The organism is Corallococcus interemptor, assembly GCF_003668875.1.
Taxonomy (GTDB): Bacteria; Myxococcota; Myxococcia; order Myxococcales; family Myxococcaceae; genus Corallococcus; species Corallococcus interemptor.
This window is the reverse complement of sequence record NZ_RAWM01000031.1, coordinates 61,983-77,618: the sequence shown is the minus strand read 5'-3', so window position 1 is coordinate 77,618 and position 15,636 is coordinate 61,983. Positions and strand designations below refer to the sequence as shown.

The 15,636-nt window shown below is 70.1% G+C and carries 16 protein-coding genes and 1 pseudogene; 13 read left to right on the top strand and 4 right to left on the bottom strand.

The window, feature by feature from the left end; translation table 11 throughout:
- Positions 1 to 19 precede the first annotated feature (19 nt).
- A complete protein-coding gene (locus D7X96_RS14500; RefSeq protein ID WP_244219583.1) occupies positions 20 to 298 on the bottom strand; it encodes an ankyrin repeat domain-containing protein in 279 nt (92 codons plus the stop codon).
- Between the two features lie 53 nt (positions 299 to 351).
- Positions 352 to 696 (bottom strand): annotated as a pseudogene (locus D7X96_RS14495) (catalase); the annotation flags it as partial.
- Positions 697 to 953: 257 nt separating this feature from the next.
- Between D7X96_RS14495 and kamD the strand changes: the two are divergent.
- The 11 genes from kamD to D7X96_RS14440 all read left to right on the top strand — a co-directional run bounded on the left by kamD (position 954) and on the right by D7X96_RS14440 (position 9,420).
- Positions 954 to 2,504, top strand: a complete 1,551-nt coding sequence (gene kamD, locus D7X96_RS14490; protein ID WP_121769971.1) for a lysine 5,6-aminomutase subunit alpha — start codon at positions 954 to 956, stop codon at positions 2,502 to 2,504.
- The gene (locus D7X96_RS14485; RefSeq protein ID WP_120550624.1) at positions 2,501 to 2,980 is read left to right on the top strand and encodes a hypothetical protein; all 480 of its coding nucleotides are present in this window, start codon (positions 2,501 to 2,503) and stop codon (positions 2,978 to 2,980) included. The genes kamD and D7X96_RS14485 overlap by 4 nt, the downstream gene beginning before the upstream one ends.
- A gap of 4 nt (positions 2,981 to 2,984) precedes the next feature.
- Positions 2,985 to 3,770 (top strand): lysine 5,6-aminomutase subunit beta, encoded by a 786-nt coding sequence (kamE, locus tag D7X96_RS14480; protein WP_014396340.1) that lies wholly within the window; start codon positions 2,985 to 2,987, stop codon positions 3,768 to 3,770.
- Complete coding sequence (kal, locus tag D7X96_RS14475; protein WP_014396341.1) at positions 3,767 to 4,165, top strand: 3-aminobutyryl-CoA ammonia lyase; 399 nt, start codon at positions 3,767 to 3,769, stop codon at positions 4,163 to 4,165. Before kamE ends, kal begins: the two co-directional genes overlap by 4 nt.
- Positions 4,162 to 4,989 (top strand): 3-keto-5-aminohexanoate cleavage enzyme, encoded by an 828-nt coding sequence (gene kce / locus D7X96_RS14470; RefSeq protein ID WP_120550623.1) that lies wholly within the window; start codon positions 4,162 to 4,164, stop codon positions 4,987 to 4,989. The genes kal and kce overlap by 4 nt, the downstream gene beginning before the upstream one ends.
- Positions 4,990 to 5,179: 190 nt before the next feature.
- Positions 5,180 to 5,956, top strand: a complete 777-nt coding sequence (locus tag D7X96_RS14465) for an SDR family NAD(P)-dependent oxidoreductase (protein ID WP_120550622.1) — start codon at positions 5,180 to 5,182, stop codon at positions 5,954 to 5,956.
- Complete coding sequence (locus tag D7X96_RS14460) at positions 5,946 to 6,743, top strand: class I SAM-dependent methyltransferase (RefSeq protein WP_121769970.1); 798 nt, start codon at positions 5,946 to 5,948, stop codon at positions 6,741 to 6,743. Before D7X96_RS14465 ends, D7X96_RS14460 begins: the two co-directional genes overlap by 11 nt.
- Positions 6,744 to 6,835: 92 nt before the next feature.
- Positions 6,836 to 7,387 carry a hypothetical protein gene (locus D7X96_RS14455; protein ID WP_120550620.1) on the top strand — a complete coding sequence of 184 codons (552 nt, stop codon included), beginning with the start codon at positions 6,836 to 6,838 and terminating at the stop codon, positions 7,385 to 7,387.
- A gap of 115 nt (positions 7,388 to 7,502) precedes the next feature.
- The gene (locus tag D7X96_RS14450; protein ID WP_121769969.1) at positions 7,503 to 7,886 is read left to right on the top strand and encodes a hypothetical protein; all 384 of its coding nucleotides are present in this window, start codon (positions 7,503 to 7,505) and stop codon (positions 7,884 to 7,886) included.
- Positions 7,887 to 7,969: 83 nt separating this feature from the next.
- Positions 7,970 to 8,914 carry a hypothetical protein gene (locus D7X96_RS14445; RefSeq protein WP_120550618.1) on the top strand — a complete coding sequence of 315 codons (945 nt, stop codon included), beginning with the start codon at positions 7,970 to 7,972 and terminating at the stop codon, positions 8,912 to 8,914.
- A gap of 110 nt (positions 8,915 to 9,024) precedes the next feature.
- A complete protein-coding gene (locus D7X96_RS14440; RefSeq protein WP_120550617.1) occupies positions 9,025 to 9,420 on the top strand; it encodes a LysM peptidoglycan-binding domain-containing protein in 396 nt (131 codons plus the stop codon).
- 60 nt (positions 9,421 to 9,480) lie between these two features.
- Here the strand turns inward: D7X96_RS14440 and D7X96_RS14435 are convergent, their stop codons facing one another.
- Both D7X96_RS14435 and D7X96_RS14430 read right to left on the bottom strand, forming a co-directional pair.
- A complete protein-coding gene (locus D7X96_RS14435; RefSeq protein WP_147468302.1) occupies positions 9,481 to 10,161 on the bottom strand; it encodes a hypothetical protein in 681 nt (226 codons plus the stop codon).
- 36 nt (positions 10,162 to 10,197) lie between these two features.
- Positions 10,198 to 11,757, bottom strand: coding sequence for a ChaN family lipoprotein (locus D7X96_RS14430; RefSeq protein WP_121769966.1), 1,560 nt, complete (start codon positions 11,755 to 11,757; stop codon positions 10,198 to 10,200).
- Between the two features lie 113 nt (positions 11,758 to 11,870).
- Between D7X96_RS14430 and D7X96_RS14425 the strand changes: the two genes are divergently transcribed.
- On the top strand, positions 11,871 to 14,792 hold the full coding sequence (locus D7X96_RS14425) for a TonB-dependent receptor plug domain-containing protein (RefSeq protein WP_121769965.1): 2,922 nt from the start codon (positions 11,871 to 11,873) through the stop codon (positions 14,790 to 14,792).
- Positions 14,792 to 15,622: a 5'-nucleotidase C-terminal domain-containing protein gene (locus D7X96_RS14420; protein ID WP_120550613.1), complete on the top strand. Its 831-nt coding sequence runs from the start codon at positions 14,792 to 14,794 to the stop codon at positions 15,620 to 15,622. The genes D7X96_RS14425 and D7X96_RS14420 overlap by 1 nt, the downstream gene beginning before the upstream one ends.
- The last annotated feature ends 14 nt before the right edge of the window (positions 15,623 to 15,636 follow it).

Genomic DNA, 15,636 nt, shown 5'->3' with positions numbered 1-15,636 from the left:
GCCGTCCCCGGGGCAGGCCTCAGCGCACCCGGGCGGTCGGGGCCTCCAGGACCTGGGCGGGCGCGACGGGGGCCTCCGGCGTCTGGGTCCGGGCCCAGTCGTCGGCGGAGCGGCCGCTGGCGTCGCGCAGCGCGGGGGAGGCGCCCTGGTGGCGGAGTTCGTCGGCGACCTCCGTGCGGCCGGAGAGGACGGCGAACATCAGCGCCGTCTGGCCCAGCCGGTTGGTCTGGTCCACCGAGCAGGGCTGGGCGTTGAGCAGCTTCACCACGTCCGCGTAGCTCTTGAAGGCGGCGCCCATGAGCGCGGTGTTGCCCCGGCTGTCGCCCGCGCACGCGTCCGCTCCGGCGTCGATGCGTCGCGGATGAAGAAGATGGGCAGGTTGTTGCCCACCAGGTCCCAGTTGCCCTCGTCCGTGAAGAACTTCAGCGCGAAGCCGCGCGGGTCGCGCAGCGTCTCCGGTGAGCCGCTGGAGTGGATGACCGTGGAGAAGCGCACGAACATCGGCGTCTTCTTGCCCTTCTGGGAGAAGACGGACGCGCGCGTGAGGCTGGAGAAGTCCCCGTAGCTTTCGAAGGTGCCGTAGGCGCCCACGCCGCGCGCGTGCACCACGCGCTCCGGGATGCGCTCACGGTCGAAGCGCGCGAGCTTCTCGATGAGGGCGAAGTCCTCCAGGAGGATGCCGCCCCAGGGGCCGGACAGCCCCAAGGGCACGCACCGTGCCGGGTTGGTGTCTCCTGTGTTTTCAATGGGTTGAAGATTCGGCAGGCATCGCCGCCACCGGTCTTTCGGTGGACGCACCGGGTTTTCGGTGTGGTGGGTGGTAACGATATTTCGGTGTGGTGTTCGCGTGATGCTTCTCGCCATTCAAGAGGCGCGGTGCGGCATCTCTTGCTGGCGGTGCGAGGGGCCGCGTTCTTGAGCCGAAGGACGCTGCGCTCGGGTAGGGTGCGCGCATGTCAGGCCCGTTCATCGACGACGCGCGGATTGCTGAAGCGCGCAAGCTGGCGGACGAGATCGTCAATCCGATCTTCGACCTCATCCAACGCAACACCACTGTTTCCAATGAGCGCACCGTGTTGCGCTTCTTTGGCATCTCCGGCGCGGGTGCGCGCGGCGTACCGCTGGCCAACCTGATGGTGGACAAGCTGAAGTCCGCCGGGGTGCTCAACCGGGGCGCGGCGTACTGGTACGGCCGCGCGCTGCAATTGGGCGCCAGCAGTCCGCTGGACGCCGTGGAGCGCATCACCGCGCTGCCCACGGACAAGCTGGGCGCGCTGTCCCCGGAGATGGAAGCGAACCTGCGCGACGCCGTGCGCGAGGAGGCGAGAGCGGCGATGACGGAGCTCAAGTCCCGCATCGCCCAGCGCGACGCGCTCCGCAAGCAGTTCCCCATGTCCCCCGCGCCGCACAAGTACGTCATCGTCGCCACCGGCAACATCTACGACGACGTGGACCAGGCCCGCGCGGCGGCGCAGGCGGGCGCGGACGTCATCGCGGTCATCCGCTCCACGGCGCAGTCGCTGCTGGACTACGTGCCGCACGGCGCGACGACGGAGGGCTACGGCGGCACCTACGCCACCCAGGAGAACTTCCGCGTCATGCGCGAGGCCCTGGACGACGAGAGCCGCAAGCTCAAGCGCTACATCCAGCTGACCAACTACTCGTCCGGCCTGTGCATGTCGGAGATCGCCTTCTGCGCGGCGTACGAGCGGCTGGACATGCTCCTCAACGACGCGATGTACGGCATCCTCTTCCGCGACATCAACATGCGGCGGACGTTCATCGACCAGTACTTCAGCCGCCGCATCTGCGCCCTGGCCGGCATCATCATCAACACCGGCGAGGACAACTACATCACCACCGCGGACGCGTACGACGCGGCCCACACCGTCATCGCCAGCCAGTTCATCAACGAGTGCTTCGCCAAGCGCGCGGGCCTCAAGGACTGGCAGCTGGGCATCGGGCACTCGTACGAGATCGACCCGTACCGCGACGACACGCTGCTCCTGGAGCTGTCGCAGGCGATGCTGGTGCGCCGCTGCTTCCCGGACGCGCCGCTCAAGTACATGCCGCCCACGAAGCACAAGGAGACGGACATCTTCTTCAGCCACGCGTACGACGTGATGGCGGACCTGGTGGCCATCTGGACGCGGCAGGGCATCCAACTGCTGGGCATGATGACGGAGGCCATGCACACGCCGCTGCTCGCGGACCGGTACGTGGCGCTCAAGTCCGCGTCGTACATCCACCGCGCGGCCCGCGGCATCGACGAGGAGTTCACCGTCCGTGAGGACGGGAAGATCGCCAACCGCGCGCGGGAGGTCTTCGCCAAGGCGGAGGAGCTGCTGCGCGAGTGCCACTCCGACGGCATGGTGGCGGCCATCGGCAAGGGGCGCTTCGGTGACGTGAAGCGCGAGGAGACCGGTGGCAAGGGCCTGGACGGCGTGCTGGAGAAGGCGCCGGATTACTTCAACCCGTTCCTGGAAATGCTGGAGGCGTCATGATCCTGGGTACTTTCGTGGCTGTGATGATGGCCGCGGGCGGCAGCGCGGATGCGTTGAGCAGCGTGACGGTGAAGAACATCGCGCTGAAGGCGCCCGCGGCGTGGACGCGCTCCAACGTGGACGGCTCGGAGAAGTTCCTGGCGCCGTCGGGTGACGCGTACTTCCTGGTGGACGTGGGCACGGTGCAGACCGCGGGCATGAAGGCGGAGCTGTGCCGCACGAAGATCCTCGCGAGCATCGGCGGCGACAGCTGGACGATGCTGAAGGTCGGCGGCCAGCCGGCGGCCACGAAGACGGACACGGACGCGGCGCCGGACGGCAGCGGCAACGTGGACACCGTGACGTACGTGGGCTGCAACGGGAAGACGACGTGGTCGGTGGTCTTCTACATGGAGCAGGGCAAGAAGGACCGTTTCGCCGCCGTGGCGGAGAAGGTGGGCACCAGCGTGAGCTTCACGCCGCCCAAGAAGGGGTAGTTCGATGGTGAAGCCGAGCAAGCAGATCATCCGCCCCTACGGCGACCGTCGCGACGACGGCATGGTGCAGCTGTCCTTCACGCTGCCGGTGCCGCTGTCGGAGAAGGCCAAGGAGGCCGCCGCCCAGTTCACGAAGAAGATGGGCTTCACGGACGTGAAGGTGGCCGCCGCCGAGCGCGCGGCGGACCAGTACACGTTCTTCGTCGTCTACGCCCGCTCCAACGTGACGCTGGACTACGCGGAGATCGACGTGCCGGAGGTGGTGGTGCGCAAGATGGGGTTCGACGACCTCAACGCGCTCATCAAGGAGAAGGTGCGCCGGCGCATCGTCGTCTTCGGCGCGTGCACGGGCACGGACACGCACACGGTGGGCATCGACGCCATCCTCAACATGAAGGGCTACGCGGGCGACTACGGCCTGGAGCGCTACCCCGGCTTCGAGGCGTTCAACCTGGGCAGCCAGGTGCCCAACGAGGACCTCATCAAGAAGGCCACCGCGAAGCACGCGGACGCCATCCTCGTCTCCCAGGTCGTCACCCAGCGCGACGTGCACAAGGACAACTCGCGCCAGTTCATCGACGCGGCGAAGGCGGCGGGCATCCACGGCAAGACGCTGCTCTTGCTGGGCGGCCCGCGCGTGGACCACAAGCTGGCCCTGGAGCTGGGCTTCGACGCGGGCTTCGGGCCGGGCACCAAGCCGTCCGACGTGGCGAACTACATCGTGCACGCGGTGATGAAGAAGGAAGGCACGGAGTCCGCGGACTCCCACTACCAGGGGGAACCCTCGTGAGCACTGGCACGAAGGCGGTACTGCGGCTGCGCATGGGCAGCCATGACGCGCACTACGGCGGCAACCTGGTGGACGGGGCGCGGATGCTCGGCCTGTTCGGGGACGTGGCCACGGAGCTGTGCATCCGCTCGGACGGCGACGAGGGCCTGTTCCGCGCCTACGACTCCGTGGAGTTCCTGGCCCCGGTGTACGCGGGCGACTTCATCGAGGCGGAAGGGGAGATCATCTCCGAGGGCAACACGTCGCGGAAGATGCGCTTCGAGGCCCGCAAGGTGATCAAGCCCCGGCCGGACGTGAATGACTCGGCGGCGGACGTGCTGCCGGAGGCGGTGGTGGTGTGCCGCGCTTCGGGCACGTGCGTGGTGCCCAAGGACAAGCAGCGGGTGAAGCGATGAGCAAGCCCATGGTCATTACCGCGGCCATGGTGGGCGCGGAGACGACGCGCGAGCAGACGCCGTACCTGCCCATCACCGCGGAGGAGATCGCCGAGGACGCGGTGAAGTGCCGCGAGGCCGGCGCCGCGATGGTGCACATCCACGTGCGCACGGCGGAGGGCAAGCCGTCGCAGGACGCGGAGCTGTTCCGCGCGGCCATCCGAGCCATCCGCAAGCGCACGGACATCCTCATCCAGGTGTCCACGGGCGGCGCGGTGGGCATGGGCGTGGACGAGCGGTGCGGCGGGCTGACGCTCACCGGCGCGGACAAGCCGGACATGGCCACGCTCACCACGGGCACGGTGAACTTCGGGGAAGAGGTGTTCTGGAACCCCCGGCCGCTGGTGCGCGACATCGCGAAGCGCATCAAGGGCATTGGCCTCAAGCCGGAGCTGGAGTGCTTCGACGTCGGGATGATCGACGAGGCGCGCTACCTGGCGAAGGAGGGGCTGGTGGACCTGCCGGCGCACTTCGACTTCGTGCTGGGCGTCCCGGGCACGCTCCAGGCGCGGCCGGAGGTGCTGGACTTCATGATCGCCTCGCTGCCGGAGGGGAGCTCCTGGACGGTGGCGGGCGTGGGGCGCCAGCAGTTGCCGTTCGTGGACGAGGCCGCGAAGCGCGGCGGCAACGCGCGCGTGGGCCTGGAGGACAACATCTACCTGTCCAAGGGCGTGCTCGCGAAGGGCAACTTCGAGCTGGTGGCGGAGGCCGCGAAGCGGGCCCGCGCCGCTGGACGCGAGCTGGCGACGCCGGAGCAGGCCCGGCAGCTGTTGCGCCTGGGCTGAGGACTCCAGCAGACGTGAATCGAGGCCCGGGAGCGGATGATGCCCCGGGCCTTCGTTTTTGTCAGGAACCCCACGCGCATTTCGTCCCGCTGCCCGGCCTGCAGCGCATGGCTGTCCCCCCGGGACGGCTCGGGCATCATGCCGCGCATTCCTCCCGCTCTGACGGGAGCCCACGAGGAGTCGCGAAGCGATGGACACGGGACTGCAAGGCAAGGGCGTGCTGGTGACGGGTGGCGCGGGCGGCATCGGCACCGCGCTGGTGCGCGCGTTCGCGGGCGAGGGCTCGAAGGTGGCGGTGCACTACCACCGCAGCCAGGAGAAGGCGGAGGCGCTCGCGCGCGAGGTGGGTGGCGCGGCCGTGCGCGCGGACCTGACGGTGGAGGCGGACGTGGACGCGCTGGTGCCGCAGGCCGTGAAGGACCTGGGCCGGCTGGACGTGCTGGTGTGCAACACCGGCGTGTATCCCGCGCCGGATGAGCCGCTGTGGCGGATGTCACTGGAGCGCTGGCGCCGCACGCTGGCGCAGAACCTGGACAGCGTGTTCCTGAGCTGCCGCGCGTTCCTGCGCCACGTGGAGACCACGGGCACGGGCGCCATCGTCATCATCAGCTCCACCGCGGGCCTCTTTGGTGAGGCGGGCCACACGGACTACGCGGCGGCCAAGGGCGCGCTGGCGGCGGGCTTCGTGAAGAGCCTGAAGAACGAGCTGCACCGCATTGCCCCCATGGGCCGCGTCAACGTGGTGTGCCCGGGCTGGACGGAAGTGGGCCGCAACCGCGACAAGCTGACGGACCCGAAGTTCGTGGGCCGCGTCACGCGGACGATGCCGCTGCGCAAGGTGGGGCAGCCAGAGGACGTGGCGCGCGTCGTCGTGACGCTCGCGTCGGATCGCATCTCCGGGCACGTGACGGGTGAGGTCGTCACCGTGGCCGGAGGCATGGAAGGACGGGTGCTGCATGAAGACTGAGCTGGATGTGCGGACGTACAACCGCGACGCGTGGAACGGCGAGGTGGGGCGCGGCAACAAGTGGACGCTGCCGGTGTCCCCGGAGGTCATCGCCGCCGCGCGAAAGGGGGACTGGAGCGTGGTGCTCACCCCGACGAAGCCCGTGCCGCGCGAGTGGTTTGGCGACCTGAAGGGCAAGGACGTGCTGGGCCTGGCGAGCGCCGGCGGCCAGCAGTGCCCGGTGTTCGCGGCGGCGGGCGCGAACGTCACCGTGTTCGACCTCTCGTCCGCGCAGCTGGGGCAGGACCGCAAGGTGGCCGAGCGCGAGGGCCTGGCGATGAAGTTCGTGGAGGGCGACATGCGCGACCTGTCCGCGTTCGCCGACGCGAGCTTCGACCTCATCTTCCACCCGTGCTCCAACTGCTTCGCGCCGGAGATCCTCCCGGTGTGGCGCGAGGCCTTCCGCGTGCTGCGCCCGGGCGGCGTCCTGCTATCGGGCATCTGCGACCCGGTGCGCTACCTCTTCGATCCGGTTGAAGAAGAGAAGGGCGTGATGCGGCTGAAGTACACGATGCCGTACTCCGACTTCACCAGCCTCACCGACGAGGAGCGCCGCCGGTACAGCGACAAGAACGAGCCCATGTGCGTGGGCCACTCGCTGGAGGATCAGCTGGGCGGACAGATGGCGGCGGGCTTCGTGCTCACGCACCTGTTCGAGGACAAGTACGAAGGCAACAGCGACCTGCTCTCCACGTTCATGGCCACGTTCATGGCCACGCGCGCCCTGAAGCCCGTATCGCGTTCGTGACGCAGACGATCGTTGCGCCCGGCCCCCGCGAGAGCCTACAGAAGGGATGTCCGGGTCCCTCCGGACATCCCCCCCTTTTGTAGGAGCCGTCCATGAAGCTGTCGCTGCGTCTGTCCGCGGTCGTGTTGCTGGGTGTTTCGATGCTGGGCCTGGGCTGTGAGGGTGCGGACGCGAGGGATCCGCTGCAGGCCATCGAGGCGGGCGCCGAGGTGAAGGTGGAGCCGGCGCTGGCGGAGGTGAAGCAGGGCGCCGTGGGTGACACGCTGATGCGCTGCACCCAGCCGCAGGACGGCAGCTACCTGGAGGTGGTGCAGACGGCCACGGGCTACGAGGCGGCCACGGTGGTGGAGGCCTATGACCCCTGGGACTGCCGCTGCACGTACGAGAAGCGCACGGTCCTGGGGCAGTACACGCAGTGCCGCCGTTCCACGGTGGATCCGCGCATCATGAACTGCTACCGCGTCGAGCCCACCGGTTCCATTGGCAAGGTGGTGCTGTCCACCACGCGCGTGCAGCGCACGCAGATGGTCATCGGCGGCACGCAGACGGTGTCGTACACGGACCTGAGCATCGCGGCCATCAACCAGGACCCGGGCCACACGCCGCGCCAGGACTTCACCTACAGCCTCTCGGACTGCCAGTAACCGGAGCGATTTAACCTTCCGTGGGCTCCGGGGTTTTGAGTGTCAGAGCGCGACGGGAAGCAGGCTGCACGGCTGCTCCCGGAGCGTTTTGACCTGAACCCGGAGTCCACACACCATGTCGCTCAAGTCCATGCTTCGCGGTACCGCCGTCGCCACGCTGCTCTTCGCCGTGCCCGTGCTCGCGCAGACGGCCGCGCCGTCCGGCTCCGCCAACCAGGCCGGCCAGTGCGAGGGGCGCCGGGGCAAGCACGGCGGAGGCCACAAGTTCGGCCGCATGGAGCACCGGCTGGACAAGCAGGTCGCCGAAGGGCGCCTGACGCAGGCCCAGGCGGATGGCTTCAAGGCGGAGGCGAAGCAGCTGCACGAGGAGATGAAGGCCGCGCGCGCCTCCAGCAACGGCCAGGTGGATGAGGCCACGCGCGCGCAGTTCAAGGAGCGCCGCAAGGCCCTGAAGGAGAAGATCCGGGCGGCGCTGGCGCCCACGCAGCAGGGCGCCTGAGGTCCCCGCCGTGAGTGGGGGACGTGACGCGAGGGCCCCGGCCGGCACAGACTGACCGGGCCCTTTCGTCCGCGGGAGCCTCCATGCTTCGCAGTCTCGTCGTCGCCCTCGTCGTCTTGACCGCTGGCTGCCGCGCGCACTCCGGCGCGACGGAGGCTCCGGTGGCGGCGCAGGCCCCCGAGTCCACTCCGGAGTCACCGGTGGTGCTGGTGGCGGACGGGGAGCTCCAGCGCGTGCAGAAGCGCGCCCGGTACATCGTTGAATCGGAGAAGGGCGCCATCAGCGCCACGGACCTGCTGCTCGCGCGTCCGGACCTCGACCGCGCGCGGATGAACTGGTTCTTCACGGTGCCGCGTGGCAACGCCTGGTACGCCGTGTTTGGCCGCTTCAACGCGCAGGACGCGTTCGTCCCCGCGTACGCCTACCGCGCGCCCATCGAGTTCTCCGGCGAGATGGAGGACTTCCCCGTCGCGTCCCTGCCCGAAGGCATGGACGCCCTGGCCCGCGCCGTGAGCACCGCCTGCGAGCGCGTCTTCCAGGTGCATGGCCGCAAGCAGCTCAACCCCGTCGTGGTGGAGGAGGACGGCGGCATCACCGTCTACGTGCTCCAGGGCTTCGACGACTCGAACCTGTACCTGCTGGGCGGCGACTTCCGTTTCAAGTTCAGCCAGGACGGCCGCCAGAAGCTCCAGGAGCTGCCCCTGCACCAGGGGCTCATCCCCGTGTCCGTCGCGCCGGACGCGGACGGCGAGCGGCCTCCGTTCTCCGCGCACGCGCACGTGCTCTTCCCGGGGCCGCTGGAGACGGAGCTGGCCCTGGTGATGCTCTATCCCGCGCTGGGAGGCCTCTTCGTGGGCGCGGCGGACAAGGACCTCGTCTACGCGCTGTCGCCGGACGGCACCATCCGCGCCGTGCGCCTGAGCCGCGAGCAGGTCCTTCGCGAGCTGCGGCCGGATGGCACCTTCGCGCCGCCCGAGTCCCTCAATGCCGAGCCGGAGCCGGAGCCCGGCGCGGACGTGGTGCTCTGAACAGCTCCCGGCGCCGCAGTGTTGAGCTTCGTTCAGGCCCCTGCCGGTGGCCCGTCATGGCCCGCGGGCAGGGTGCTTGAGTTCGCGGTTTCACGACAGGAGGACGCCGGATGGCCCTGCAGAACGACTACCAGGATGTGCTGGACGTGGCGAAGAACGTGGGCGCGAAGATCGAAACGCGCGAGGAGAACGGCAAGCTCGTCATCAAGGGCAGCGTCGACCACGCCTTCGACCGCGATCGCATGTGGGATCAGATCAAGGCGAAGCACCCGAAGTGGAACGATGAGGTCATGGTCATGCTCACCGTGACCCACGCCGAACCGTACGGCCTGCACACCGTGAAGTCCGGCGACACGCTCAGCAAGCTGGCCAAGGACATCTACGGGGACATGAAGCTGTACACGAAGATCTTCGAGGCCAACAAGGATCAGCTCAAGGACCCGGACCACATCAAGGTGGGCCAGGTCCTCAAGCTGCCGCCGAAGACGATCGCCAATCCCGCCTGAGTCTTCCGTGCTCCCGGTGGGCCGCTGACGCGCGGCCCGCCGGTCTCCGAGCCCGGGGGCTCAAGGGCAGTACGGGCAGTCCACCGTGGCCTCGAGCGAGTCGTAGACGAGGCAGTTCTGGTCCGCGGCGCTGTCGTTCTTCTGCTGGCAGCGGTAGTTCCACACCGAAGCGCACTGCGTGTAGACCTGCGCGTCGCCAGTGGGGCCCTGGTAGGTGGACGTGCAGGTGCCGCCCGAGCCTCCGCCCGACACGGTGCAGGTGTTGGGGTCGGTGTTGCTCGTGCACTTCATGGTGGAGCAGTTGGTGCCGCTGCCCATCCACTTGCCCGAACAGCTGGCCCCGTTGGTGCGCTGCTCACAGAGCACGCGGTTCAGGTTCCCGTCGTAGTAGGCGCACGCGCCGCTGGTGCCGCCGCCGCCACCCCCGCCGCCCCCACCGCCGGACGGCGTTCCAAAGCTCCAGTCCGGCGTCCTCGGCTCCGAGTAGGAGGAGAGGTAGGTCGTGCCTTCCGAGAAGCCGGCCTCCTCGCACGAGTCCCCGTCGAAGTAGCCGCAGTAGTCCCAGCCATCGCACCAGAAGTCGCGGCACTCGTCCTCGGTGTCCTCATTGCAGAAGTAGATGGACGAGCCATGGACGCAGGCGCCCTGCGCGGGGAAGCAGCCTGGCAGCACGAGGCCCACCGCGAGGGCCAGGAGGACGGCGGACACAACGCCCGGGAGAGGACGAGGAGATGAGGTCATCCGCCGGAATGTAGCTTCAAGCGCGTGCGGGATTCACTACGGACCGCGTAGGCGGGCGGCCCAGGTCAGGTACGCCCCACGTGGATCCTCGAACGGATCGCGGAAGAGGGCGCGGACGTCGGCGGTGTCCACCTGGCCGGCGTCGAAGGCTCGGTAGAGGCTGTCCCCCAAGAGGTAGCCCAGCGCGTGGCTGACGCCGTGGAACAGGCGGTCGCGGCGCAGGGGGAGGAGCTTCACGGCCTCGTCGGGGGCCTCGGACTCCGTGGCCTTGTGGGCGAGCACGAAGGCGGCGATCTGCCGCTCCAGGCCCCGGGCCTCGCCGAAGCGCTTCGCCCACTCCGTCACGTTGGGGCAGGTGCGGCGCGGGTTGATCAGCTTGGAGCCGAAGAAGCCCAGGGCCTCTTCCAGGCAGCGGGCGTAGAAGGCCTCGGACGCGCCGCGCGGGGCGTCCATGGCGTCGCCCACGGCGCAGTGGCGCACGAAGTGGGCGGCCTCCTCCGCGGCGTGGTTGAGCGACAGCGACGCCAGGTAGGCCGTGCGCGCGCGGGGGATGTAGCTGCTCTCGCGCGACAGGATGTGCTTGCGCAGCTGGGACAGCTCCGCCTGGGTGAAGCGGCCGCGCCGGCGGATGCGGGCGAGCACGTCGCCGTCCGCCGCCGTCGTCACCTCCACCGAGTCCAGCTCGCGGCCCACGGGCACGCCCGCGAGCCCGCCGATGAGCTCCGCCATGTCGCGGAAGCGCTCCGCGGCGCTGCGGTCCAGGAGGGGCGCGTCGTCGCCCTCGGCCTCCAGGTAGTCCAGGAAGCTCTGCTGGCAGAGGACGGGCGAGGCGTTCATCAGGCACAGCGCGCCGTCCGCCAGCTCCACGGCCTCCGCGCCGCCCAGCCGGCCCTCGCGCGCGAGGCGCCACCAGAGCCCTTCGGCGTTCTGGTACACAACGAGGCTCCGGCGCGGGTGGGTGTCTCCCAGCGCGCGCTCCACCTGCGCGGGCAGGTGGCAGGGCGCGGCGTGGAACTGGCCCACCAGCACCATCACCAGCGGGACGTCCTCCGCGCGGGCCACGTGGGCGATGCGTTCGGCGGCGAAGGCGTCTCGCAGCGCGAGCGAGCGCTCACCCTGGGCCCGCCGGTCGATGGCGGCCACCTGGAGCTTGAGGCGCTTCGCGAAGGCGAGCACGGCGCGGATGCCGGCGCCGGGACCGAAGCCCGGGTTGGGGCCGTGGCCCAGCCGGGACAGCAGCGTGCGCTCGGGCAGGCGCCCCGCGAGGTACGCGTCGAGGGCCGCCTGGTGACGGCCTTCCACGCACTCCAGGGCCAGCACGACGCGGCGGCCGGAGGCGAGGGCGCGCTCCGCGAGCTCCAGGTAGGTCTGCTGGGCGAGCGGCAGCGTGTGGTAGTCGCCGACGTAGACCAAGTCCGACGCCGCGATGCGCTGGTGCACGTGGGGCAGGGTGACCACGCGCTGATAGGTGCTCGTGCGCCGGCGGTAGCGGGCCTCGTAGGCGCGGAAGGCTTCGGTGCGGCCTTCGACCACCCGGGCGATCTGGGCGCGTTGGCGGCGGAAGAGGGCGAGGTGGAGGGCGAGCGACGCACGCATGGAGCGGTGGGCACCGTCGCATGCGCTCGCGGGTGCGGCAAAAAATCAGCGGGACGTGGGGCAGGTGGCTTGCTTGACTCGCATGGCCCTGCAACGGACCATCGTCGTCAATCTTGCAGACCGTTCTTCCTCGTACGCTCATCCTCTGTGCCGTGGTGTTCGTCGCGGCCCCCGTCCACGCGCAGGAGCCCGCGCTGCTGCATGCGGCGCCGCCGCGCGCGGAGGCCCGGCAGTCCCTCCAGTTGGATGCGACGCTGGTGGATGGCGGCAGGGTGCTGGAGCTCTTCGTCCGCTATCGCGGTCCGGGAGAGCCGTACGTCCAGGTCCCGATGGAGCGGCAGTACGGGGACCTGTACCGCGCGGTGATTCCCGCGGAGCACATGGTGTCACCCGGCGTGGAGTACTTCGTCGAGGCGGCGATGGTGGACGGGGCGCGCACGCCGCTCTTCATGTCCGCGCTCCGGCCCGCGAGGGTGATGGTGGGGGCGCAGCTTCCGGAGCCACCGCCCGGTCGCGCGCCGCCGGGCCGCAAGGGAGCCCGTGAGGACCCGAAGTCCGCGCCCGCCATCGATGCCTTCACGCCGCCGTCCGGGGGAGGGGAGGACGACGACGCGGCGGGCTCTTCAGCGCCGCCACCTGCGTCGGGCCGCCCGGCAGGTACGGCGGGTGCCGAGACAAGGCCCCCGAATCGAACCGACAGCGTGGACTCCCGGACGTCGAGCCCTTCCAGGGGGACGGACTCCCGCGGTTCAAACCGCGCGGATGTGGCCGACCCGCGCGCCTCGACTCGCGTGAGCGGTGCGGACTCGCGAGTCTCGAACCGTACGGATGCCTCTGGCCAGCGCGCCTCGACCCGCGCGGATGGAAAGGACTCGCGGACGACCGGCCGCTCGAGCTCCGGGGCCACTCGCACCTCCGGCTCCATGGATGACGACCTGGCGCTCTACAGCGCGGAGGACGTCCTTTCGGTGACGACCCTCCAGGAGGAGGCCGTCCGCACCGTGCCGGCCATTGGCGCGTCCTTCAACCGTGCGCAGATGATCGCGCTCGGCGCCCGCACCGTGGCCGACGTGCTGGACGTGGTGCCCGGCGTGTCCGTCAGCCGCGACGTGCAGGGCTTCCACCGCACCGCCATCCGGGGCCTTCGCAACGACGCGGAGGTCCTCTTCCTCCTCGACGGCCACCGCCTCAACAACTTCTTCGACGGCAAGGCCCTCATGAACCTGCCGGTGGAGAACCTGGAACGCATCGAGGTCATCCGCGGCCCCGGCTCCGCCATCTACGGCGCGGGCGCCTTCCAGGGCGTCGTCAACCTTGTCACCACCCACGCCGACGGCGTCCGTGGCGCCGTCACCACCGGCGGCGTGCCCCGCGACGATGGCCGCCTGGCGCTCGCCACCGACGGCCACCTGTCCGCCGCGCACACCACCGGCGACCTGCGCCTGTTCGCGGACCTGGACCTCTGGTCCCAGGAAGGTGACTCGCTCGTCATCGACCATGACGCGCTCGACGACGAGTCCGTGGCCCAGGGCCTGCGCGACGTGGACCAGCCCGCGGGCCGCACCCGCGACGGACGCTTCCTCCTCAACGTGGGCGGAGGCGTGTCCTACGGCCTGGACAGCGCCGGCCGCGTGGGCGTCACCGCGCGCTACCTCTCGGAGAAGCGAGATGCGCTCGTCGGCCTGTTCGACACCGTGGGCAACGACTCCCAGCTGTCCTGGGACGTGCTCCTCGCGGACCTCACCTGGGAGCGCCCCCTCTCCGGCAACGGCCAGGTGCGCGCCCGGCTGGGCTTCGATCAGCAGTCCACCGACCGCCTGTTCCAGCTCACACCCCACGACTTCCGCACCGGCAGCGGCCTGGAGCGCCTCTTCCCCGACGGCCTCCAGGAACAGACGCAGGTCACCGTGCGCACCGTGACCGCCTCCGTGGACGCGGACCTCGCGCTGACGAAGGAGAACCACCTCACCCTCGGCTTCGTCGCGGAACAGCAGTCGCTGTCCCGGTACGCCTACACCACGAACTACACGCTCGACGGGCGCCTGCGCCCCAGCCCCGCTGCTCCGGAAGGGCTCGTGGACCTCACGCAGGGCGCGGCCTCCCGCCGCCTCAACCTGGGCCTCTCCGCGCAGGACCAGTGGACCGTGCTCTCCGCGCTCACGCTCACCTTCGGCCTGCGCCTGGACGCCACGCAGCTGCCAGACGCGGAAGACGCATCCGGCGCGCTCGACGCGAGCAAGATGGTGGTGCGCGTCAACCCGCGCGTGGGCCTGGTCATCGCCGCGTCGGACGCGCTCGTGCTCAAGGCCCTGTACGGCCGCGCCTTCCGCGCCCCCACGCCCCAGGAGCTGGTCGAGCGCATCCCCGACACCGACTACAACCAGGGCCGCTTCGAGGGAAACCCGCTGCTCAAGCCCACCACCGTGGACACCTTCGAGCTGGGCATGGACCTGGTCCAGGCCGCGGGCGACACCCGCGTGCGCGTGCGCGCCAACGCCTTCCTCCAGAACTTCGCCTCGCCCATCACCCCGGTGGACACCAGCGGCAACATCGTCCCCTTGCGCAACCGCGAGCTGGGCGTGCGCGTGTACGGCGTGGAGGCGGAGGCCCGCCTGGAGGCGTCCAAGCGCGCCGCCGCGTGGGTCAACGCCAGCCTGTCCCGCGCGCAGGACCTGGAGCTGCCGGACCAGGCCCGGCTCCTCACGGACGTGCCCCAGGCGCGCTTCAACGCGGGCGTTTCCATGCCCTTGGGCGACTGGCTGAACCTGGACGTGGTGGTGCGCTCCGGCGCCGAGCGCCGCAACAACAACCGCTCCACGCTGGAGCTCATCCGCCGCTACGAAATCCCCGCCTACAGCCTCATCACCGCGCAGCTGCGCACCGAGCCCATCTGGGAGCACTTCGAGGTGACGCTCTACGCGCAGAACCTCTTCGACCACGACCTGCGCGACGACGTGCCCCGGCCGGACCGCGTCACCGGCCTGCTGCCGCGCGAGGGCGTGTCCGGCTACCTCACCCTGAGGGCCTTCTACTGATGGACCGCCGCCACCTCACCGCCGCGCTCGCGGCGCTCGCGCTGTTGCCCGGGTGCCTCGCGTACAACGACTCCTGCGTCCCCCTGGTGGACGACCCCGACGCCGTCGTGGGCTACCTGGGCGAGGAGGTCCAGCTGGGCAACGCCTTCACCCGCCACGACAACAACGCGCTGGGGCAGCTGGCCGCGGACGCGTTCCTCCACGCGGAGGACGGCGCCGCGAAGCCCACGGACCTGGGCATCATCAACGGCGGCTCGCTGCGCGACGAGGGCCTGTGCGTCACCCGCACGTCCCTGCGCACGGGGCCGCTCACCAACGGCGTCCTGCACGAGGTCATCCTCTTCGAGAACCTCCTCGTGACGGTGGACCTCACGGAGAAGCAGATCGTGGACCTCTTCGAGCACTCCGTGGAGGGGCTGGCCGTGGAGGGGCAGTCCATCGTGTCGCCCTCCGGCGCCTTCCTTCACGTCTCCGAGGGCACCACGCTGCGCGTGGACTGCGCGCGCCCCAGGGGCCAGCGCGTGACAGGGCTGCGGGTGCGAGGCCGCGACGTGGCCATCCCCGCGCGCGACGACGCGTCCATCCGCTACCGGGTGGCGATGTCCACGTTCCTGCTGGAGGGAGGCGACGGCTACGGCGGCATCCTGGGCAACGCGGGACAGGACCCGGACCGCAACCCGGTGACGGCGCGCAAATCCGGCGGCACGGACGCCAACATCGCGGCGGCGTACATGAAGAGCACGTACCCCAGCCCGGTCCAGGCGCTGAAGGAGGCCCCGCGCATCGTCTTCACCAACTGCGCCCGGCCCGCCCGGCCTGCCCCGCGCTGACGTCGTGCGCGGGA

Coding starts and splice junctions, on each gene's coding strand:
- kamD (WP_121769971.1), top strand. CDS start 954: ATGTCAGGCCCGTTCATCGACGACGCGCGGATTGCTGAAGCGCGCAAG.
- D7X96_RS14450 (WP_121769969.1), top strand. CDS start 7,503: ATGTCGCTCAAGTCCATGCTTCGCGGTACCGCCGTCGCCACGCTGCTC.
- D7X96_RS14465 (WP_120550622.1), top strand. CDS start 5,180: ATGGACACGGGACTGCAAGGCAAGGGCGTGCTGGTGACGGGTGGCGCG.
- D7X96_RS14420 (WP_120550613.1), top strand. CDS start 14,792: ATGGACCGCCGCCACCTCACCGCCGCGCTCGCGGCGCTCGCGCTGTTG.
- kce (WP_120550623.1), top strand. CDS start 4,162: ATGAGCAAGCCCATGGTCATTACCGCGGCCATGGTGGGCGCGGAGACG.
- D7X96_RS14500 (WP_244219583.1), bottom strand. CDS start 298: ATGGGCGCCGCCTTCAAGAGCTACGCGGACGTGGTGAAGCTGCTCAAC.
- D7X96_RS14455 (WP_120550620.1), top strand. CDS start 6,836: ATGAAGCTGTCGCTGCGTCTGTCCGCGGTCGTGTTGCTGGGTGTTTCG.
- D7X96_RS14440 (WP_120550617.1), top strand. CDS start 9,025: ATGGCCCTGCAGAACGACTACCAGGATGTGCTGGACGTGGCGAAGAAC.
- D7X96_RS14485 (WP_120550624.1), top strand. CDS start 2,501: ATGATCCTGGGTACTTTCGTGGCTGTGATGATGGCCGCGGGCGGCAGC.
- kamE (WP_014396340.1), top strand. CDS start 2,985: ATGGTGAAGCCGAGCAAGCAGATCATCCGCCCCTACGGCGACCGTCGC.
- D7X96_RS14430 (WP_121769966.1), bottom strand. CDS start 11,757: ATGCGTGCGTCGCTCGCCCTCCACCTCGCCCTCTTCCGCCGCCAACGC.
- D7X96_RS14460 (WP_121769970.1), top strand. CDS start 5,946: ATGAAGACTGAGCTGGATGTGCGGACGTACAACCGCGACGCGTGGAAC.
- D7X96_RS14435 (WP_147468302.1), bottom strand. CDS start 10,161: ATGACCTCATCTCCTCGTCCTCTCCCGGGCGTTGTGTCCGCCGTCCTC.
- D7X96_RS14445 (WP_120550618.1), top strand. CDS start 7,970: ATGCTTCGCAGTCTCGTCGTCGCCCTCGTCGTCTTGACCGCTGGCTGC.